Source organism: Clostridioides sp. GD02377 (genome assembly GCF_045899875.1).
Taxonomy (GTDB): Bacteria; Bacillota; Clostridia; order Peptostreptococcales; family Peptostreptococcaceae; genus Clostridioides; species Clostridioides difficile_A.
On the sequence record NZ_JBJODA010000013.1, the window covers coordinates 1 to 21,961 of the forward strand.

The 21,961-nt window shown below is 26.5% G+C and carries 24 protein-coding genes; 19 read left to right on the plus strand and 5 right to left on the minus strand.

Annotation, left to right across the window (positions count from 1 at the left end; translation table 11 throughout):
• The first annotated feature begins 436 nt into the window (after positions 1–436).
• The 13 genes from Q3304_RS12465 to Q3304_RS12525 all read left to right on the plus strand — a co-directional run bounded on the left by Q3304_RS12465 (position 437) and on the right by Q3304_RS12525 (position 15,588).
• Complete coding sequence (locus Q3304_RS12465) at positions 437–724, plus strand: sigma factor-like helix-turn-helix DNA-binding protein (protein WP_407815221.1); 288 nt, start codon at positions 437–439, stop codon at positions 722–724.
• A gap of 122 nt (positions 725–846) precedes the next feature.
• Positions 847–1,572, plus strand: coding sequence for an endonuclease/exonuclease/phosphatase family protein (locus Q3304_RS12470; protein WP_407815220.1), 726 nt, complete (start codon positions 847–849; stop codon positions 1,570–1,572).
• Between the two features lie 88 nt (positions 1,573–1,660).
• Entirely contained in the window at positions 1,661–2,416 is a 756-nt protein-coding gene (locus Q3304_RS12475; protein ID WP_407815219.1) for a distal tail protein Dit, read from the plus strand.
• Position 2,417: 1 nt separating this feature from the next.
• Positions 2,418–5,177 carry a phage tail spike protein gene (locus tag Q3304_RS12480; protein ID WP_407815218.1) on the plus strand — a complete coding sequence of 920 codons (2,760 nt, stop codon included), beginning with the start codon at positions 2,418–2,420 and terminating at the stop codon, positions 5,175–5,177.
• Positions 5,164–5,469 (plus strand): hypothetical protein, encoded by a 306-nt coding sequence (locus Q3304_RS12485; protein WP_021426484.1) that lies wholly within the window; start codon positions 5,164–5,166, stop codon positions 5,467–5,469. Before Q3304_RS12480 ends, Q3304_RS12485 begins: the two co-directional genes overlap by 14 nt.
• Before the next feature lie 17 nt (positions 5,470–5,486).
• The gene (locus tag Q3304_RS12490; RefSeq protein WP_407815217.1) at positions 5,487–7,706 is read left to right on the plus strand and encodes a hypothetical protein; all 2,220 of its coding nucleotides are present in this window, start codon (positions 5,487–5,489) and stop codon (positions 7,704–7,706) included.
• Positions 7,706–9,670, plus strand: a complete 1,965-nt coding sequence (locus Q3304_RS12495; RefSeq protein ID WP_407815434.1) for a phage tail protein — start codon at positions 7,706–7,708, stop codon at positions 9,668–9,670. Before Q3304_RS12490 ends, Q3304_RS12495 begins: the two co-directional genes overlap by 1 nt.
• A gap of 27 nt (positions 9,671–9,697) precedes the next feature.
• Entirely contained in the window at positions 9,698–11,923 is a 2,226-nt protein-coding gene (locus Q3304_RS12500) for a hypothetical protein (RefSeq protein WP_407815084.1), read from the plus strand.
• Between the two features lie 103 nt (positions 11,924–12,026).
• Positions 12,027–13,964 (plus strand): hypothetical protein, encoded by a 1,938-nt coding sequence (locus tag Q3304_RS12505; protein WP_407815083.1) that lies wholly within the window; start codon positions 12,027–12,029, stop codon positions 13,962–13,964.
• A 3-nt stretch (positions 13,965–13,967) separates the two neighbouring features.
• Positions 13,968–14,285, plus strand: a complete 318-nt coding sequence (locus Q3304_RS12510; protein WP_407811700.1) for a hypothetical protein — start codon at positions 13,968–13,970, stop codon at positions 14,283–14,285.
• 26 nt (positions 14,286–14,311) lie between these two features.
• Positions 14,312–14,482: a hypothetical protein gene (locus Q3304_RS12515; RefSeq protein WP_227434936.1), complete on the plus strand. Its 171-nt coding sequence runs from the start codon at positions 14,312–14,314 to the stop codon at positions 14,480–14,482.
• Positions 14,483–14,527: 45 nt separating this feature from the next.
• Positions 14,528–14,794 carry a hypothetical protein gene (locus Q3304_RS12520; protein WP_021426475.1) on the plus strand — a complete coding sequence of 89 codons (267 nt, stop codon included), beginning with the start codon at positions 14,528–14,530 and terminating at the stop codon, positions 14,792–14,794.
• On the plus strand, positions 14,794–15,588 hold the full coding sequence (locus Q3304_RS12525; protein WP_227434934.1) for an N-acetylmuramoyl-L-alanine amidase: 795 nt from the start codon (positions 14,794–14,796) through the stop codon (positions 15,586–15,588). Before Q3304_RS12520 ends, Q3304_RS12525 begins: the two co-directional genes overlap by 1 nt.
• Before the next feature lie 44 nt (positions 15,589–15,632).
• Here the strand turns inward: Q3304_RS12525 and Q3304_RS12530 are convergent, their stop codons facing one another.
• From Q3304_RS12530 to Q3304_RS12545, 4 genes are all read right to left on the minus strand, one after another.
• The gene (locus tag Q3304_RS12530) at positions 15,633–15,809 is read right to left on the minus strand and encodes an AbrB/MazE/SpoVT family DNA-binding domain-containing protein (RefSeq protein WP_054276791.1); all 177 of its coding nucleotides are present in this window, start codon (positions 15,807–15,809) and stop codon (positions 15,633–15,635) included.
• Positions 15,810–15,977, minus strand: a complete 168-nt coding sequence (locus Q3304_RS12535) for a hypothetical protein (protein WP_227845232.1) — start codon at positions 15,975–15,977, stop codon at positions 15,810–15,812. It abuts the gene before it with no gap.
• 76 nt (positions 15,978–16,053) lie between these two features.
• Positions 16,054–16,182, minus strand: coding sequence for a hypothetical protein (locus Q3304_RS12540; protein WP_255615882.1), 129 nt, complete (start codon positions 16,180–16,182; stop codon positions 16,054–16,056).
• Between the two features lie 190 nt (positions 16,183–16,372).
• Positions 16,373–16,519, minus strand: a complete 147-nt coding sequence (locus Q3304_RS12545) for a hypothetical protein (RefSeq protein WP_243193344.1) — start codon at positions 16,517–16,519, stop codon at positions 16,373–16,375.
• Between the two features lie 628 nt (positions 16,520–17,147).
• Between Q3304_RS12545 and Q3304_RS12550 the strand changes: the two genes are divergently transcribed.
• The 6 genes from Q3304_RS12550 (at position 17,148) to Q3304_RS12575 (ending at position 20,684) form a co-directional block, all read left to right on the plus strand.
• Complete coding sequence (locus Q3304_RS12550) at positions 17,148–17,900, plus strand: TSUP family transporter (RefSeq protein WP_284181951.1); 753 nt, start codon at positions 17,148–17,150, stop codon at positions 17,898–17,900.
• Between the two features lie 202 nt (positions 17,901–18,102).
• Positions 18,103–18,237, plus strand: coding sequence for a hypothetical protein (locus Q3304_RS12555; RefSeq protein WP_284181950.1), 135 nt, complete (start codon positions 18,103–18,105; stop codon positions 18,235–18,237).
• 261 nt (positions 18,238–18,498) lie between these two features.
• On the plus strand, positions 18,499–18,792 hold the full coding sequence (locus Q3304_RS12560; RefSeq protein WP_021384784.1) for an autorepressor SdpR family transcription factor: 294 nt from the start codon (positions 18,499–18,501) through the stop codon (positions 18,790–18,792).
• A complete protein-coding gene (locus Q3304_RS12565; protein WP_407815082.1) occupies positions 18,773–19,414 on the plus strand; it encodes an SdpI family protein in 642 nt (213 codons plus the stop codon). The genes Q3304_RS12560 and Q3304_RS12565 overlap by 20 nt, the downstream gene beginning before the upstream one ends.
• A 248-nt stretch (positions 19,415–19,662) precedes the next feature.
• The gene (locus Q3304_RS12570; protein WP_407815081.1) at positions 19,663–19,995 is read left to right on the plus strand and encodes a carboxymuconolactone decarboxylase family protein; all 333 of its coding nucleotides are present in this window, start codon (positions 19,663–19,665) and stop codon (positions 19,993–19,995) included.
• A 524-nt stretch (positions 19,996–20,519) separates the two neighbouring features.
• A complete protein-coding gene (locus tag Q3304_RS12575) occupies positions 20,520–20,684 on the plus strand; it encodes a hypothetical protein (protein ID WP_054270419.1) in 165 nt (54 codons plus the stop codon).
• Positions 20,685–21,095: 411 nt separating this feature from the next.
• Here the strand turns inward: Q3304_RS12575 and Q3304_RS12580 are convergent, their stop codons facing one another.
• Positions 21,096–21,941 (minus strand): NTF2-like N-terminal transpeptidase domain-containing protein, encoded by an 846-nt coding sequence (locus tag Q3304_RS12580; RefSeq protein WP_054270418.1) that lies wholly within the window; start codon positions 21,939–21,941, stop codon positions 21,096–21,098.
• Between the last annotated feature and the right edge of the window lie 20 nt (positions 21,942–21,961).

The window sequence follows — 21,961 nt, forward strand, 5'->3', positions numbered from 1 at the left end:
CACTAAGAGTGGTTGGGAGTTTGATTTAAAAATCAAATTCCATAAATTCAAATAACATCATTTATGATGAACTCCACTCTACTGACAATAGATTGTAGTTCTTCTTGCTTTTATTATATCATATCTTGATAAAAATATGCAAAGTAAATAGAAGTACTTACTGTTTAAGTAAGTACTTTTTTATATTCAAAAATAGGAGAGGGTTAAAATAAAATTAATAGATATCATAACAGAATATCAAGATGGAGATAGCTGCTTAATATTAAACTTATTAGATAAATTCAAATTTCTAATTAAAAAAATATCAAATAAGTTAGACTATGAATGTGCTGAAACAGACTTAGTTATATATTTAATTGAATTAATTAAATCAATTGATACAAGTAAGTTACTTAATAAATCTGATGGAGCAATTATTAACTATATAAGTACATCTTTGAATAGAAAATCTATATCCCTTTACAATAGAAATAAAAAATTTAATGCTGAAACAATTAAGTATAACGATAATATAAAATCAAAAACTTCATGTTTAGATACAAATGAAGTAGAGTTGTATTTATCACTTAATTGTTTGAGTGATGTTCAAAAAAAAATAATAATAGATAAATATTTTTATAATTTAACTGACACAGAAATAGCTTGTAATCTAGAACTTTCAAGGCAATCTGTATATTCCAATAAAGTTAAAGCTTTAAGTAAATTAAAAAAATATTATTTATAATTTACAGTTTTCATGAAAATACAGTCTTTATTATATGAAATATAAATTATGAGGCCTTTAATTTATAAAAAATACATTCATGTATTATAATATGCATGATTATACAATTTGGAGGTATTGTTATGGCTACTACAGCAGAAAAAAATGCATTCAAAGCTCAAATCGCAGCAGATGAAGCTAATCGTTCAGTAACAATAGGTACATTCAACATAAATAAATATGTTAAGCAAAGCCCAGAACCAATACAAAAAGCTATGCATATAGCTATGGAAAAAGGAATAGGGATAATTGGAGTACAAGAATATTGTGAATTTTGGAATTTACCAGAGAGTACAAGCAAAATAGCAGGAGTATATGACCATGTAGGAAAACAAAGAATACTAGATTTATCTTGGGGAAGTGGATGGCAAGGTAATGCTGTAGTATCTACATTCGGTTTATCTACAAAGACAGGTGGAGTATATTCAGCATTAGGTAATGGAGAACAGCCAAGAGGGTATGTTAAAGTAATATTTAATACATCATATAAAAATGTATCATTATATAACACGCATTTTTCACAAAATGGAAATACTTATGTAAGGAAACATGCACAAGAGTTAGCTAATGTAATCAAAAATGATAAAAACTACTACAAAGTTATAACAGGAGATTTTAACTCTTATTCAGAATATGATTTAAAACCTTTATTAGAATTGGGATTTAAACCAGTGTTCCCATTTACATCAAAGCAAATAGATAACATACTAGCACCAGAGTATATGACAGTTTTAGATAAAAACTCAGTACAAGACTTAGAAACAATTACAGACCACAATTTATACTATGCAACTTTAAGATTTGATTAATATATGAATTGAATTAATAATTATAAAAGGGGATGTGTCAAAATAAAAATTTGAATCATCTCTTTTTTTATGTATAGGAGGTGATAATTTGGCTTTACAATACTGTGTCAGTGAAAATGAACTAGTTTCTTTTCAATATGGTGAGATAAATAGTAGAGATTTTGGTATTGTAATTACAGATATTAATGAACTTGCATCACCAGAACGGAGATTTGAAAGAATAGAGATTCCAGGAAGGAATGGCAGTCTTATTTTAGATGAAGGTTGTTATAGTAATTTTAATCTTGAAATAGAATGTTATATAGATGTAGATGGTAAAGATATTAACATACTAGCATCTGAAATAAAGATGTGGTTACAAACAGATTTTTCATATAAAAATCTTATTATAAGTAGTGACCCAAACTATTATAGAGAAGCAGTTTGTATTAATAAACTTGATTTAGAAGAAGTTATAAAGGATTTAGGATATTTTAAGATTACATTTGAATGTAAACCACTCAAAAAACAGCTAATTAGTAATTTAATTACAATAAATGAATCAAATTCTAAGTTAATAAATACTGGAATGGCTTCGTATCCTCTTATAAAAGTATTTGGAAATGGTGATATAAAATTAAAAATAAATAATGAAATAATAGAACTTACAGAAGTTCAAGGACATATATATATTGATTGTGAACTCATGAATGCTTATAAGGTAGATATTCATACTAATGATATAGTTAATGAGAATAGTAGAATGTTTGGAGATTTTCCAACATTTGAACATGGTGAAAATATAATAACATACACTGGAGATGTAGAAAAAATAGAGATAGAACCTAGATGGGTGGTGTTATAGATTGCTTAGGTTATATAAAGCAAATGAAACAAATTTTAAAAATAATGGATTAGGAATATTAAAAGATGCAGTTGAAGCAAAGATTACAGAAGAATTAAATGGGTTGTTTGAGTTAGAGTTTACATATTATGTGGGCTCTTTTTTATTTGATGAAATTGATTATAATAAAATAGTTATGGCTGATGCTTCTCCAAAACTTAAAAATCAGTTATTTAGGATTTACTATATTTCTAAAGAACTTGATGGAAAAATATTAGTTAAAGCAGAACATATTAGTTATGACTTGTTAAATAATTTTATAGAGACTTTAGAACTTAAAAATGTTACTTGTGAAGAGGTTCTTAATCAAATATTTAGGTCCTGTACTGAAGAAAATAGATTTGTAGGATATTCAGATATAACTGGAAATAAAGATTTTTCAATATCATGTGTAAGTCCACACAATGCTATATCTGATATTAAAGAGTTATTTAACAACAAATCTAAATTAAAGAGAGATAATTTTAATATAAGTTTATTAAATAATATTGGAGAAAGCAATAATGTATTACTAGCATATAGGAAAAATATAACAGGTCTTACAGCAACTTATGATACACAGGAAGTCATAACTAAGATATATCCATATGCAACTAAAAAAAGTGGTAAAAATAAGAAAATTACACTATCAGAAAAATATATAGAAAGCAAATATATAAATAATTATCCAACTCAAAGAATTGTTGCAGTTGATTTTACAGATGATGATGTGAAAAATGAAGAAAGCTTAAGGAATAAGTGCAAAGATTATTTTGTTAAAAATAGTGTTGATTTACCTAAAGTTACTTACAAAGTTGAATTTGTAGATTTATCAACTACAGAAGATTATAAAAGTTATAAGATGCTTGAGACTGTTAATATGGATGATGAAATAATAGTTAGAGATTATAACTTAGGTATAAATGCTACTGCAAGGGTAGTAAAAACGGAATATAATCCAGTATTAAAAAAATACAATTCGGTTGAAATTGGTGACTTAGTAAATCATTTTAAAGATGAGAGAATAGATGATTTAGAAGAAAAAATAGATAAGGTTCAAAATAATGTAGATAATATTGTAATTGAAAGTGATAATTTTCCAGATACACTTCCAGAGCCTTCAAATGTCACAGCATTAGGGTTATGGAGTATGATTCAATTAGATTGGACTTTTGATAATAAACTATATTATAACTATGAAGTATATGCATCTCAAATAAAAGGATTTGAACCAGATACTATAGGATATACAAACAGGATATATGTGGGTCAAGCAAGTTCATTACTCCATGAAGTTAAACCTATGCAAACTTGGTATTATAGAGTAAGGGCTGGAAATACACATGATAACTATAATGAATTTTCAAATGAAGTTAGTGCAACAACAAGGAAGTTAAGTGATGCAGCTGAATATTTTGAAGAAGCAGCTATAGGTCATGCAGTTATAAGAGATTTAGATGCAGATAAGATAAATGTAGGAAAAGTAAAAGGACAGTATATTGAAGCTAAAAATTTAGTTGTGGTTGATGGAAACAGCCAAACAACTTTAAATATAGATAGTTTTGGAAATGTTCATATAGGTGCAACAACATTTACATTAAAAGGGAAGTCACTAGAGTCAATTATAGGAGGAGAAATAGATAATATAACTCAACTTGAGATATTTAACAAATTAACTAATAATGGTCTTGCTAAAGGACTATATATGGTTGGGAATGAGTTATATTTAAATGCAAGTTACATTAGAACTGGTACTTTAGAGGGGCAATTTATAAATGGTAGAAATTTAACTGTGAGAGATAATGATGGATATATAACTTTACAAGTGGATAGCAATGGGAAAGTCAATATAAGAGCTAATGAATTATCTATAGGTGATAAAAACAACTATGAAAGTGTTTTAACTAGTGACCAAAAAGCAGTATTCGATGCATTAACAGGGAATCGAAATTGTGGAATATATTTAAGTGGAAGTAGATTATATATAAATGCTGATTATATAGATACAGGTACTATTTTATGTGACAGAATAGGTGCTAGTTCATCAAATCCAAGAATATTACTTTTTTCAGGTAATGGAGCTGAATGTGCAATAGATGCTACTGCATTAAATGGTGTTGGTATAGGTAAATCAATTAGATTTCAGTATGATAGAAGCCATTATGTAGCTGTAGATGGTTCTTCAATAAACTTTTATATAGGTAGTACAACTATTTATAATAACTTTTCTCGTTCAAGTGTTTATTTTTATCAAGATGAAATTAGATGGGATGGTGCACAATTTGATATGTCTGGTGCATTAAGATTATATACTGAAAGTGGTGAAACTGGTTTTGTAGCATGGGATGATGGCAATGCTGCTATTTATTGTAGAGGAAGAGAAAGACACGCTTTTTATGATGATGGGACTAAAAAAGGAGGTTCTATTGAAATTGATGGAACCATTTTTGGTATGTCACCAGTTGATAGCCCTCAAACATTAATAGAAGATATTTTATTTGATGTAGAAGTAGAAGAAACAGGAACTATAGTTAAATTAGATAGTACTTATGCTAAAACTATTTCAAAATATGCAGTATTTCCTTCTAATGGAAAAGTTGAAGTTGTAGAAAAGCAAAATGGATATTTTAAAGTATCTGGATATACTGGGAAAGTAGATTTTAGTGTAAAGGGAAGTAGAATTGATAAAGAACATGAATATTTTTCAATAATGGGAGGAGAAGAACAACATGGCAATTTCTAAGGATATAACAAATGCAATGGGTCAAACTGCTAACTATTGGAGGATAACAACAATAAATAGTAGTTATGGTGCAAAAAAGTGTAATGTATTTATTGCTGGATATAAAGATGAGCAAAGAAGATTAGATAATAAGCAACCAATAATTGTTAAAAACTATATGATGAAGGAAGATGATTTTGCTTTATATTTAGATACAAATACGCTGGATATAAGTGGAGTAAATCAAGTCCAAGCTTGCTACAATTGGTTAAAAGAAAGTGTTGAAGAGTTTAATGGAGGAATAGATGCATAGAGAGGATGTGATAAATCTTGAGAGATAGAATTTATATTGTAGACATCAATACAAAGATGTATCAAATAGCTAGATATAAGCAAAATGATAATAATGTATCTTATAACATGAGGATAGTACAAGATTCTATAGATGTTGATTTAACTGGATATACAGCATTAGCATTTTTTAGTTTACCAAGTGGAAGAGTTACTCAGAAGAATTGTACCATAGAAGGTTCAACTGTTTATACTGAATTAAGTCATATAGAGCTTTCAGAGGAAGGTGATGTTGCTTCTGAGATAACTTTATATAAAGATGACAAGGTAGTTACTACATTTTCTACAATAATAAAAGTTGAAAAAAGTATAAATAGAAATGCAATAGAGGATGAGCCTAGTTGGGATATAATAAAAGACATATTGAATGTATTAAGTTATGAAGAAGAAAGACAAGAAAATGAAAATGTAAGAAAATCTAATGAAGAAATTAGAATAAGTTCTGAAAATGTAAGAGTTGGCAATGAGGATATAAGAATTGAAAGTGAAAATCAAAGAAAAGGTAATGAAGCTGAAAGATGTGATAATGAGGAAATAAGAAAAACGCAAGAGCTTACTAGGGAAACTAATGAAGAAACTAGAAAGACAAGTGAAACGACTAGAGAAGCGAATGAGGAACTTAGAAAGACAAATGAAACAACAAGAGAAGCTAATGAAGAGATAAGAAAAAACAATGAGATAGTCAGAGAGTCAAGTGAAGAAACTAGAAATACAAATGAAGAAACAAGAGAAAACAATGAGACAGTTAGAGAATCAAATGAGGGAATAAGAAAAACTAGTGAAGAAACAAGGGAATCAAATGAAAATACTAGAAAAGCAAGTGAAGAAGTAAGAAACACTAGTGAAGAAACAAGAGTTACTAGTGAAGTAGCTAGGCAAGAATCAGAAACTAAAAGGGAAGAAAGTGAAGAACTAAGAAAAAGTAATGAAGATATAAGAGAAGAAAATGAAGAACTAAGAAAAAGCAATGAAGAGACAAGAAAAGTAAGTGAAGAAGTAAGAAATACTAGCGAAGAAACTAGAAATATAAATGAAGAGACAAGAAAAGCAAGTGAAGAAGTAAGAAATGCTAGTGAAGAAACTAGAAATACTAATGAAGAATCTAGAAAAGTTAGTGAAACAACAAGGGAAACTAATGAAGAAACAAGAAAAGCAAATGAAATAACAAGACAAAGTTCAGAAACTAAAAGAGAAGAGAATGAAGAACTTAGAAAAAGTAATGAGGAAACTAGAGAATTAAATGAATCAACTAGGCAAACATCTATAATTAATATGCAGAAAAAAGTAGATGATAAAGTAGATGAGGTTGATAATAAAATAATTGAAGTAGATACTGCTAAAACAGATATGACAACCACTGTTAGCAATAAAATAACTGAGTTTGAAAAAAGGTTCAATGAATTAGAAAATTTAGATACAGCGGGAGAAATATTACAATCAAAAGAAACAACAGATGGTCAGATAAAAGATACTTTAAAAGAGAGATTAACTTATGATTTTAATAAACTAGATTTAAAAATAGAGCAGCTTATTGCTGGTGGAATAAATGTAGCATTTAATAAATCATATGATACATCTGAATGGATTGAAGTTGATGGAGGATTTGAACTTTCAGTAGAGCATAATCTTGTTACTCAAAAAATACTAGTATCTTCTATAGATAAACTTAACAAGAAAAGTTTGATTACATCTTATAAAATTATAGATGATAATAATATAGTATTATTTAATGAAATTGCTATAGATATTGAAATTACTGTAGTTAATGGTGGTTCAACTATTGAACTTATAAAATTCACTATTAATGATGATATAGAATCTCTTGAAAGTACTTACTCTAGCATAGAGATAAAAAGACTATTAAAAGATAGATTAGATAAAAAAGCTAATTTAGAACATGTTCATGGTATATATGTTGAAAAAGTGGAAGGGAAAGGACTTTCTACAGAAGATTATACAACTAAAGAAAAAGAAAAACTTTCTGAATTAGATACTTTTAAAAATAAAGAGACAAAATTTAATACAAATGGCTCTATAACAGAGGTATTAGATAATAATATCAAGTATATTACAAAGTTTAATGCTAATGGTTCTATATCAAAAGAAAAATATATAAATGATATATTAATCAGTACAACAATAACTAATTTTGAAAATGGAATGATACAAGAATCTGTTACAAGTGAAGGGGTGATTTAATGAGCTGGTCAGAGGTATATAAGGTAAACAGTGACATACAAGGCGAACCTTTGAATTTTTTAAACTATTTGAATGATTTAAAACTAAATGAACTAGACAGCTATGTACTTTATGATGGTAATATTAGAATATGGGAAGAGCTATATTTAAATAGTCTATACTTATTTTCTAATCGAGGAATTAGAGAAGTAGTATATGCAGCTTTTTCAGAAACAGACATTGATAATCTGTTTGATAAAAGTACCAAGCTAGGGGAACAATTAAATGCTTTTTATAGAACAGATATATTTAGTCTAGGAAATGCTGATAATGTAGTAAAAGGAATGACTGTAGAGCATTATAATTCATTAGAGGAAAAATTTAAAGAAGGATATGATAGATATGTTACAAGAGAACAAGAAAAGTCAAGCATAGGCACATGGTTTAATTCTACTTTCGATTTAAATAATGCTGATTTAGAAAGTCTTACAACTATAGATGAAATATTAGCCAATACAGAAGCTACTAATGTGATACTTAATAATAGTAATGCAATAGTAGCTTTAACTATGTGTGAATCAAGCATGGAAGCTGTTGTGGCAAGTAGTAATGCTATGGATTTGTTAGGACAATACATTTTAAAAGTTACAGCAGAGCCAGCAGTTATAAGGGCAATTTTAAAAAATAATGTAATTAGAGAAGCTATAATCAATAGTACTGAAGCAATGACTCATATAGCAACAAATCATGAATCAGTTAGGATGATATTTGAGAATTTAGAAGCTACACAGCTACTATTATCTAATCAAGATACATTAGATTTAGTTTTAGCAAATGCAAATGTTATTAGACTTGTACTTACAAAGATTTTAGAAACTCATAATAGTATATTTAAGTTAGATATAAATACTTTAATAACAAATATGACTAGTATGATTAATTCAACTAACATAGAATACCAAGGTAAGCTTTTTCCTATAGTTGAAAATATGAATACTAATTTTATAAGTGTAAAAGATTTATTATCAAATAATAACTTAGACAAAAATAATATAATTGCTATATTTCAATGCATAGAAAATAATTTAAGTGTTATAACAGCTTTATCAAGTGACGAAGTAGCTTTCAATTCTATCAAGGAAATTGATTTAGCTATAGCAAAAACCGCAGCGAAGCTAGCGGGGATAGACAATATAAGTATCAACACTTCGGATGCGTTAGCTAGAAGTGATAAATACATGAATGCTGTGGCAAGCTCACAAATAGCAATGAATGCTGTGGCAAGCTCACAAATAGCAATGAATGCTGTGGCAAGCTCACAAATAGCAATGAATGCTGTGGCAAGCTCACAAATAGCAATGAATGCTGTGGCAAGCTCACAAATAGCAGTAAACACAATAATAAATAATAAAGGGTTCTTGAACATAGTAATCTCTAGCTCGACAGCCATGTCTGCCATCGCAAGTAGCTCGACAGCCATGTCTGCCATCGCAAGTAGCTCGACAGCCATGTCTGCCATCGCAAGTAGCTCGACAGCCATTTTGGCTATTTCTAAAAGTAATATTAGTTTACAAGCTTTCAATAAAGCTATTTGGGATAATAGACTTGATTCTAAGATGGAAACCACATTATTAAATTCTAGTAGTTTCACACGAACATTTAATTATCAATCAGATTCTTGGATAAAATCTAATACTGGAACAAGCACAGGTGCTTATTCTAATGGAGATATTATTACAAAGCCAAATAAAGTATTTATATTAAAATATACTACTAATAGTGATAATGGAATAATGACTATTAATGCAGATGGATTTACTCAAACTGGTACAGATGGTAATGGTTCTGGTTCACCAGGAACATTCCCAGGAATTGTGAGTCATTATGATGCTGAGTTAACTTGTTATTGTAGAGTATATTTTGGAAAAGTAAATGTTAATCTTGCTAATGATTATTATTATGGGGATATATTTACAGCAAAATAAATTTAATATAAGAAAGAAGGTGACAAATTGTTAAATGAAGATGTAGTAAAAAATATTAATAAATTAAATAATGAACAGGATAATATTAACCTAGAACTTAGTAAGAAAGCAAGTAAAGAAGATTTAGATAAATTAATTCAAGGTGGCACTAATGTAGCTATATCTAAAGATATATCAACAAATGATTGGATATTAGAAGAAAGTACATATACAACTATAGTTGAACATAATCTTGTAACTAGAAAAGTACTTGTAAGTTTAATAGATAAGACTACCAATAACAATATATTTTGTTCATATCAAATTTTAGATGATAATAGGATAAAAGTTTTTAATGAATCAAACAATGAACTTGAATGTATAGTTGTAAATGGAAACTCAGCCATAAATATGGTTTCAGCAACTATTGATGATAATAGAAGTACCGAAACAACCACTTATTCTTCTATAAAGATAGAAGATTTATTAAAAGCTTTAGAAAATAAAATTGATGATATAGAAAATCTCAAGGAAGTTGACAATATAAAATGTAGCACAGATACAGGTGAATATACAATAGAAAATAGTAAGAAAGGTTATCTAACTAATTTTAATATAGAGGGTAAAACATTAGTTAATTTAGCTAATCCCAATAATGTCTATACTACAGATGGAGTTAGGTATAACAACCCATTTAAATATATTGAAAGTGGTAAAACTTATACCTTTATAAATCTTAGTGATAAGCAAATAAAATATATTTATGGAGGAATTGAAAACCTAAAAGTTGAAGCAAAAAGTAAAGTACTATACACTATACCAGATAACATTAATATACCAGAAATTTTATGTTATGGTCATGCTCCTGATGGTTGGGGTGAAACAGATGTAGATAAACAACAACTATCAAAATCAATGTTAATATTAGAAGGGGATTGTACAAGTAAAGATATAGAATATTTTGACGGACTCCAAAGTGTTGGTCAAGGGGATAATATAGAACTATTTTCATGTAAAGAAGATATTAATATAATACCTAATAACATAACATGGAAAGATGGATATTTTTTAAATAGAAATGATAATTTAGAATATGAGTCCAAACATTATTCTTATACTTTAGATTATATACCAGTTAAAGCTGATACAGACTACACTTTAATTTATGCAAATTGGAATATTTTACTCTATGATAAAGATAAAAATATAATAAATTTTGGTTATCCAAATCCTTCTATAAGTATTAATGGACTAGGTGATAAAGTATCAGAAGGGTTATTCTTTATTAAAACAACTTCTAATTCATGTTATATGAGAATGTCAGTTCCAACTAGATACAAAGGTAGAATAATAATTAGTGAAGGGGTTAAGTTTGATAAAAAAGTAATTCCATATACTTTAAGAAGCTTACCGAATAGTATTAAAGATGAAATAACTTATAAGAATAATGCTTATAAGTTAATACAAAAATGTGAAGAGATAACTATAAATGGTCAAGAAAATTGGACTGAACTTTTAGAAAATGCAACAAATGAGACTTTATTGTTTAATGCCCCACTTGGAGCCAATATAAATGGGGCAATTAACAATATAAATCTCTATTGTGATAAATTCAAGCCCTATGCAATTTGGGGGGTAGCTTATAATTTTGAAGGTATTTATGAAACCAAGACTAATATATGGATAAGAATTTTAAAAAGTAGATTAGAAACACAAGACTTATCAGGTTTTAAAACGTGGCTGAACAATAATCATGTAACTCTTGTTAGACAAATAGAAACTAAAGAAATTGAACTTGGAACATTAAATTTAGAGCAATATAATAATCAAACTATGTTTATTTGTGAATCTGGTATTACTCCAGATACTAGTTTTGAAAGTACTCAAAACTTAGGTAATCACATAGAAGTTATTAGAAGTAATATAAAAGCACTTATAGATACACAAAGAAATACACACACAATAAATTTAGCTAATAAACTACTAAATGGATGGACTTTGTTTAGTGATGTTCATAGAGGGATAGTAGTAACACGAAATGGGAATGTTGTAACTATTATTGGAAGCATTAAAGGTGGTATAATTTCTAATGAAACAATTATATGTAAAATACCAGAAGATATGATTCCAAACTCTAATCAACTATTTCAAACTTTTAATACAATTGGAACACCTGTAGGACTGCTATATGTAAATTCTGCTGGTGATTTTAAAATAAATTCACTCACATCAAATACAGCAGTTATTATAAATGCACAATATATATTAGATTAGAAAGAAAGTGATATCTTAATAGTGTATAGATTTGAAAAACAAGGTAGAAAAAGAGAGTTTTAAGGCTCTTTTTTATTTTATCAAATAGAAAGGAGAATATAATTTGTTAAATGAAGAAGTTAGACAAAAGATATTAAATTTACCAGTTGATACAAATAAAAGGTTTGAAGATATAGAGGATTTAAAAGAAGTGCCTAATATTTCTTATGTGGCAGATAATGGAGAATGTTCTATAGAAAACAGTAAGAAGGGATATTTAACTAATTTTAACATACAAGGTAAGACACTAATTGATTTATGGGGAAAAACTAGTTCAGATTTTTCTTTATGGAAAGCAACTTTTTTAGATGGAAAAATAAACATACTAACAGAAAATGATATAAGATATTCTAATTTTTTTACAACCAATTATACTTTATATAAACCAGATACTATATATACAATAATAGTTGATGTTGATAAAAATACTTTACCTAGTACAAGTGGAATATATATTCATAGTTTAGGAGAAGAAAATTCAGTATTTATTCCTAATCTGACAAATATAGCTATATTAGGAGGAGTGATTGGGAAATTCAGATATACATTCACAACAATATCAGACTTAAGTGATTGTAATGTGGCTTTAAGGAGTGTTTTAGATAATGATACACTTGCATCTGGTTATGAAGTAAGTTTGAAAATTACCATATTAGAAGGAGATTATACAGATATTAATATAGATTACTCTAATGAACTATTAAGTGTTGGGCAAATAGATAAAATAGAACTTTTAAGTTATCAATATAATGGAATTAATATCTTTAATAAGAATTCCAATTTTAAAGATAATTATATTTTACAATATCTTAATGGAGAAGAACTTATTTCTGAAGCTAGCAATCATAAATATACATTAGATTATATAGAAATAGAACCAAATACAGAGTATACTTTTTATAATTGTAGTAGAAATATTTGTTGGTATGATATAAATAAGAGTTTCATACAAGCACCATTAAATGAAAGAATAATAGGAGATAAAGATATTTTTTATGTTACTAGAAGTCCTAAAAATGCAAAATATCTAAAAGTTACTATAATAAAAGATTTGCATGATGATGGTAATAAAACAATTATAACTAAAGGAAATAAATATGATAAAAAGGTAATTCCATACACATTAAGAAGCTTATCAAATGGAATAAGAGATGAAATAGTCTACAAAAATGGTTCATATAAACTAATACAAAGATGTGAAGAAATAGTTTTTAATGGTAATGAAAATTGGATAGAAGTTCATGGAATGTATGAGTTTAGATTAAATTTAGATATATCTGTATTAAGATTAGATATGTCTAAGTTTGTAACTAACTTGTACAAGCAATCTTATGTGGACTATATATATAATGTTCAAGCTGAATCAGCATTATCTATATCAACAGAAAATGGAATAGGTGTAATAGATATAGTAGATACTTTGATATCTCCTTTTAGCATTGCTAATTTTAAAGAAAAATTAAAGAAAAATCCTTTGAAAATAATTTATGAATTAGAAACACCAAGAGAAATTGAATTGACATCATTAAATTTAGAACAATATGATAATCAAACTAGATTTATTTGTAATGCTGGGGCTATAACTCCAAATATTAGTTTTGAAAGTACACAAAATTTAGGTAGTCATATAGAAGTTATTAGAGAAAATTTAAAAGAAATTACATCAATAATTAAAACTGAAAATAATATTGATTTTAAATTTATAAATGGATGGGATAAAGTATGGCAATCAGCTACTATTACAAATGTAGGAAAGTACTTATTTGTAAACATGATTGTGACAAAAAATACATCATCTACTGTTTTAGAAGAAGCAATAATTAAATTACCTTTAGGTATATCAAGACAAAACTATTCTTGTCCAGTTATGAATTCTTCTTGTGAACAAGTTGACACTGTAGGGATAGCTTGTGTAAATAATACTATACTAATGTTAACTCCAGGTCATGATATTAAGAATAAAGGAATTTTAATTAGTGTTGTTGTAAATTTGGAGGTTTAAAGTATGGATAAAATGAAATTTAAAATAATAAAAGAGCATAATTTCTCAAAAGAAGAAATTGACAATATAGGAATTGATAATTTTTTTATTACAGATAGTGGACAATTGTGGACACCTTTAATAAGCAAAGGAGAAATTATTAAAACAGGTGAACAGTCTTATAATGAGTGGTTAGAATTACAAAACAATCCAGTCAAACCAGAACAACCACTTGATGAAAGTACAATTTTAATAGAAAATCAGAAGGAGCAAGATAATCTTTTAATAGATAATGCTTATAGAATAGCTATGTTAGAACTTAACACAAATAATATGCTATAAAGTTATAAAAATTTGGAGGTAAGAATATGTATAATATTTTAAAAAGAATGATTGAACAAAAAAATTATGAAACTAAAGAAGAGTTGCAAAACAAGTTAGATGTATTCTATGCATTAAATAGAATTAAAGAGAATGAATATACAGAATTAACAAACATGATAAATAAAGAAGAAGTACCAAAAGAACCTATTATCTAAAATACACAGGTTCTTTTTTTATATCAATTTTAGTAGGAGGTCATCATGGAAAAATTATTAACAGAATTAAGTAGTTTAGGAGCAATAGGAATCTTATGTGCTTTATTATTCAAAAATACTATGCAAGAGAAAAAAGAAGATAGAGACATGTATAAAAAGACAGTAGAAAACTTTATCGAACTATCTACACAACAACAGGAAATCAATAAAAATATACTTGTTGAAATGGGAGCAATGAAAACTGATGTGGAGGAAATAAAGGAAGATGTAACAGATATAAAGGTAATGCTACAGAAAGAAGGTGATAAATGATGAAAGTAGCAATAGTACCAGGGCATACTCTAACAGGAAAAGGAACTGGAGCAGTAGGTTATATAGATGAAGGAAAAGAAAATAGAATACTAACTGACTTAATAGTAAAATGGTTAAAACAGGGTGGAGCAACTGTATATACAGGTAAGATAGATAAATCCAATAATTACTTAGCAGAACAATGTCAAATAGCCAACAGACAAGATGTAGATTTAGCAGTACAAATTCATTTTAATGCAAATAGTACAACCTTAAATCCAATGGGTACAGAAACAATATATAAAACTAATAATGGTAAAACATATGCTGAGAGAGTTAATTCAAAATTATCAACTGTATTTAAAAATAGGGGTGCAAAAACAGATGTAAGAGGTCTTTACTGGCTTAGTCATACAAAAGCACCAGCAATATTAATTGAAACTTGTTTTGTAGATAGTAAGGCTGATACAGATTATTATATTAAATACAAAAATACAGTAGCGAGATTAATTGCAGAAGGCATATTAAATAAAAATATAAATAATGAGGATAAAATCATGTATAAACATACAATAGTTTACGATGGCGAAGTTGATAAGATACCTGCGACTGTAATTGGTTGGGGATATAAAAAAGAAGAATGCTTAGTTTGTGATATAAAAGATTATAAACCCTCCAAAACCGAGAATCTATATGTTGTAGGAGGAGGAGCATGTAATAAGATAAGTTCCATAACGACAGAAAAATATACTATGATAAAGGGTAATGATAGATTTGACACCCTTTATAAAGCATTAGATTTTATAAACAAATAAATTGATTAGGAGGTAGCAACTAAAATAGTTACCACCTCCTTTTTTTAATCATTCTCAGCTTTTTCAATAGTTATTTTACCATCTTCTAGTGTAACTATAACTTTTCTTTCATCTTGAGATATACCCAATTCTTTAACCCAATTGATAGGTAAAGATAATCTAGTGGTAGTGTATCCATTTCCACTCTTATGAAAACTTATATTTAATTCTCTTTGCTCCATTTAATTTCCATCCTTTTTTAATTCTTTTGTAAAGAAAACTAATAGTGAGATACTTATTAATAAGCCAATGATATTCCAGATATCAAAACTTTTTATTAAGAGTATTACATCAAATACTATAGTTATTAAAACAACAGCAATACATATTTTGTAAAATTTTCTATTCATGGTATTCTAGAAAGTATGTTATAATATTAGAAAGAAACCACCTAGAAGGAAGTGCATTTCCTTCTAGGCTTAACTCTTATAGTTCTTTAATTAGTCTTAAAACTGTAAGAGCTATATTTAGTATTAATAATATAAAAGAGAGAACTTTTTTAAGTATATTAAATTTGTTCTCTTTTTTATTTTTTCTTCTTTCTAATCTCCCCACTCTCTTTGTCCTCCTTTCTTAGTTTTTAATTTTGTCACCTCCTTATCTATAAATATATTATAACATTACGGGGCGTAATATGCAACACTTTTATCCATATTTTTCAATAAATTTATAAAATCTATTAACATGAAATACAAAATATAATAAAAATAAGTAGATGCTTACATTACACCTACTTATTTTAAAATTATTCCTCATCAAAAATAACTATTGCCTTACGTTTTTCCCTTGTAAATCTCATTTTTTCAAGTTGGCTTAAAGGTAAAGAAATTTTGGCAGAATAAGTACCTGAGCCACCTTTACTATAAACTATTTCAGATTCTTTTTGCTCCAAACTATTTCCCTCTTTTTTTATATTGTAATGTAACAAATATTAACAATAAAATGCTTATTATTAATCCTATTATATTGCTAGTATTAAAATGCAAAAATAAAAGTATTATGTCTATTACTATAGTTATAGCAACTATGACAATACAGATTTTGTAAACTTTATCACTTATATTTTATAGAAAATGTGTTATAATATCTAAGAAGAAATTACTAGGAAGAAGATTAAATTCTTCCTAGCTTATAAAACTATAAATCTTTTAATAACTTAATTAGTTTATCAATTAAATTTATTAAAATAGGTAAGATATAGAGAGCAGTTTTAACTTTGGCGAGTTTGTTTTATCTATCTTTTCACCTCCTTTCTATATTTATATTAATGAACTATATTTCTTAAAAATAAATGGTGACAAAATCTAACTTGCCACCATCTTGCCACCCAAAATAAGGAATAGAATAAATTTGAATTAAGCACAATAAAACATAAACAACAAAACTGAACTTAATAAAACATTGAGATACCAACACTTGTAAAAAATAACAACAATAAACAAATAAAATAGAATAATATTACAACATAAGTAAGATATATGTTGTTAATAAAATTGAGATAGAATATGTGGAGGAGTTTTATGCTTGTAATTATTTTTTTATGCATAGGAGGTTTTTTAGCTGCTTTTGTAGACTCTATAGCAGGAGGGGGTGGACTCATAAGTATGCCTGTTCTTATGGCGATTGGAGTGCCAGTGCATCTTGCTATTGGTACAAATAAATTTGCTGCATCAGCAGGCTGTATAAGTAGTGCTTATAGATACTCAAAATCTGGTAAAACTAATAATGAGCTTTTAAAGAAATTAGTACCATTTACTATTATTGGTAGTATTTTAGGTGTAAGATGTGTACTATCAATAAGTGAAGATATATTAAATGTTTTAGTTGTAATAATGATTTTAATAGTGGCTATTTACACTTTTATTTCTAAAAACTTAGGTCAAGAAGATAATTTTGAAGGTATTAATAAGAAAAATCTAAGATTAGGTATGATTATGGCTCTTATAATGGGTTTTTATGATGGTTTTTTTGGACCTGGTACAGGTACTTTTTTAACTTTTGGATTTATAAAAATATATGGATATGATTTTTTACATGCTTCTGCAAATACAAAAATATTAAACTTAACAAGTAACATAACATCATTATTATTGTTTGTGATAAATGGTCAAGTATACTATAAAATTGCTATAGTGTTTGCATTAGTAATGATAATAGGTGCTTATGTGGGTGCTAAAGTTGCTATAAAAAAAGGTTCAAAGATGATAAAACCAATATTTTTAGTAATGGCATTGTTTATGGTCACAAAATTAGTGTATCAAACGTTATTTTAATTGATTAACTTTTAAATTTTATAAGTAGTTGTGATTAAAATATATCAAATGACTTTTAAAAGTTCTAATTATCTTCTAATACAGTTCATATGTAATACACATATAAATTGTAATATTATACATAGAAAGATTATATATCAAAAAAATATAATTTTAATTTTATTTATATGAAATATATAATAATTTGTAGGAGGAGTTATTTATGAATATATCAAGAAGAGCTATGAAGATAATCGAATTGGCACAAAAAATCGCTAATAAAAAAGGTGTAACAGTACAAGAAGCTTGGAATGATGCAATGAGAGAATACAAAGCAAAATATGAATATGTTGCATAATTGTATGCATTATATTTTAAATATAGGAAATATATAAAATATAAGGGTCTAGAGTTAACTTCTAGGCTCTTTTATTTTTTGAAGTTAAGATATTTGAATAGAAATAAAATGTAAGTAAAATCAGCTTATTAAAAGAAAATAAAAACTTTATTTGATAATTTAAAATAAGTATTTAGAAAAAATTCTAAATAGATATTGAAATATAATAATACCTATGCTATATTCTAATTAGATGAAATTCTAAATAGAGAGGTGATGGTGTTGGGTTTTCCAGAAACGTTTAAAGCTCTTTCAGACCCTGTAAGAAGAGAAATATTACTTATGTTAAGGGGGAATAAAATGTCAGCAGGAGAAATTAGTGAAAAATTTAATATGACAAATGCCACAATTTCTTATCATCTATCTCAATTAAAAAAGGCAGGACTCATATTTGAGACAAAGTATAAAAATTTTATTTTCTATGAAATAAACATTTCGGTTTTTGAAGAGGTTATGCTTTGGTTTTCACAATTTATGGAGAAGGGAGAAAAAGATAATGAAAAAAGCGATAAATAAACAATTTATTTTATCTACATTAATATGTTTTATACCATTTATTGTATCAATATATTTTTACAATAGACTACCAAATGAAGTTGCAATTCATTTTGATACTTATGGAAATCCAGATAATTATGCTCCAAAATTTATAGCAGCTTTTGGGGTACCATTACTAATGCTATGTGTTCATTTGTATACATGGTTTAGACTTGAAAATGAACCTAAAAAGGCTAATTTTTCAAATGTCATGCAAAATTTATCAAAATGGGGAGTCGCTATACTTGCAGTCATCTTACAAATAATGATGGTTTTGTATTCAACAGGAATTAGTTTGGAGTTTAATTTTTATACAGGATTGATTTTGGGGATAGTAGTTATTTTATTTGGAAATTATCTTCCTAAATGTAAGAAAAATTATTCTATGGGAATAATTTTACCATGGACTCTTAATGATGAAGACAATTGGAATAAGACACATCGTTTAGCTGGATGGATTTGGATTATTGGTGGGATATTGTTAATTATTAATGCTTTTATTAACATGCCTTTTTATAATATGTTTGTAATTTTTGTAATTGTAATACTACCATTTATATATTCTTATTTGATATACAGAGTTTCAATGAAAAATAACTAATCATCATAATATTTAAATGAATGCAATACTTTTCAGAGCTAAAATATATAATTTAAAATGTACTAAGATGTTTGTTTTAGCTCTGAAAAAATATTATTTAATGAAATTAATATGGTATATTGAAAATTTTAAGAACTTATATTAATTAATCTATTGAATATAATTTAAAAATTTGAATTTAATGTTGAAAGCATAAGTATAGTGTGCTACTTTTATAAAAAATTATTTATAAATATAGGAGGTAGAACATGAATACTAAAGAAATGAAGGAATATAGAAAGTTTTACAATAAAAAATTAAGTGATACAGATGAATTTTTCAGAGTATTTGGAAGTCTTGATGATAAGGCTTATTTAGAAGGAGCTATAAGCAAAAAAAATAAAGAATTAATGGGATTAGCTATTTCTATTTTAAGTAGATGTGATGAATGTATTTGTTATCATATTGAGGGTTGTATTAATTCTGGTGCGAGTAATGATGAAATTATAGAAGCAATAAAAATAGGTGTAATTGGTGGTGGGTCTATTACGTATCCAAACGCAAGATTCGCAATAAAGGTTCTAGAAGAGTTTAATGTATAATTTTAGTATCAATAATTTATTTATATTAGTAGCATTTAGTTGTTTAAAATTGTGCTAAATTTTATTCTTATAATTATATATTTTTATTGATTTTTTATAATTGTATACAAAAAATTAAAAATTTAGAGTATTTTTTTATTACAGATTATATTGAGAATTGTATAGTGTTGCTATTCAATATACTATACTTTTTATTGTTTTAAATAAATTGAATATTGGGATAATTATATTTACATATTTATGTTTCATATAGTAATATATTTTTTATAACTCATATAAGTTTTAATAAAAAGTTCTTGAAAGTACAATAAATAAAATTTTGTTCATTGTATTTTATTATCAAATTTACTACAAATTAAATTGTCTATTTTTATTTATAGAGTAGAATAAACTGTTTTTGTTGGGAATTTTGAAAATAGAATCAGACTGAAAAAATAAAGGAACTAATTTGTCTAACGTTTATTGGTGAAAAATAAATATATAGAAGTTATAATAAGTATATAAAAGTGTATGAGAGGTGTTATATGTTTGGTAAACAAAAAGAAAGTGTTAGATTTCTAGATTTTAATGATGTAGCAGAAAAATTTGGAGAGAAAAAGGCTGTTGCAATTTTTGATGCTATAGCTGGAAAAAAATCTAAAGAACATATTATCAAAGATATAGAAAAATTAGTAAAAAATGAAGTTTAGACATTTATAAGGTATATTGAGCTTGAGGGTAGCTCTTTATACCTTCTTTTTTATTATTTGAGGTATTCTAATGTTTAATTTATTATAGAGATAATGTATTTAAATGCTCTTTTATATACATAACATAGAGTATTTAATAAACAGTGTTTAGATTTAGATATGTGAATTTAGTTAATATCTTATTAAATAATATAATTGAAAATTTATTAAGATTTTTAGTTTGAATTTCTATAACTAAGTTTTAGCAATTTCATTTTCTATTTAAATAAAAAACTTATTGTTATAGATTAATATTTATATAGCAATAAGTCTTTGTAGTTTAAAATTGTAATTAATTTTAAAGAAATTATGCTTTAACCGTAAACAATATATAGAAATACTTTATATAGCATATAACTAAAAATTAAATACTTATTGTAGTTTATTTTTTAGTGTATCGAGATTGAGTTTAGGATCTTTATTATCTTTATTAAAGTATAACGCTTTATTTAAATATTGTTGAGCTTCATCAAATTTTTTATGAAACATGAGTATAACACCTTTTAAGTTATATACATTGCTTGCATTTTTTTTATAGTCCGCGTCCTTTTTATCTAGATACTTTAAAGATTTATTAATTGAATTCAAAGCATTGTATGTTGCATCTGGATAATCAGGGTATCCATCGAAACGCATGTAATTACACGCTTGTGCATAATAAAGGTCTGAATCAGTAGGATTAATAGTAATAGCTTTTTTTAGTATGACTTCGACTTCTTTAAATATTTTCAGCCCATGATCATCAAGTTTAAGTTGAGCAAAATCCATACTATTAATTCCAAATTCTTTTTTAAAATCTTCATATAACAAGAGTTTATACTTATTATTTTCAACTACAAAATATCTATTTACCTTTAAAGATTCATCTTTTTTATAAAGAAGATTTTTTATATTAAAAGATTCTTCTAATTTAACAACATTTTTATATTCTTTTCCACCATAGTTATATGTTTTTATAGTTTTTTCTTTACCTATTTTATAGTTAATTATTCTTTTTGTTTCAATTAAAATATCTTGAAATTCTTCAAGATTTTCTAGACTAATTTTTTTCTTGCTATCTTTACTTAATAAACTATATGCTGTTTCATAGTCACCAGAGTTCACTCTATCAATATATTGTTTTGCTACTTCACTAGCACTTTCTTTTGGGGAACATCCTACTACTGATATTACAATTGATAATGTTAAGAGTAAAGTTATGCCTTTAGTAATATTCATAATGCAATCACCTATAATTA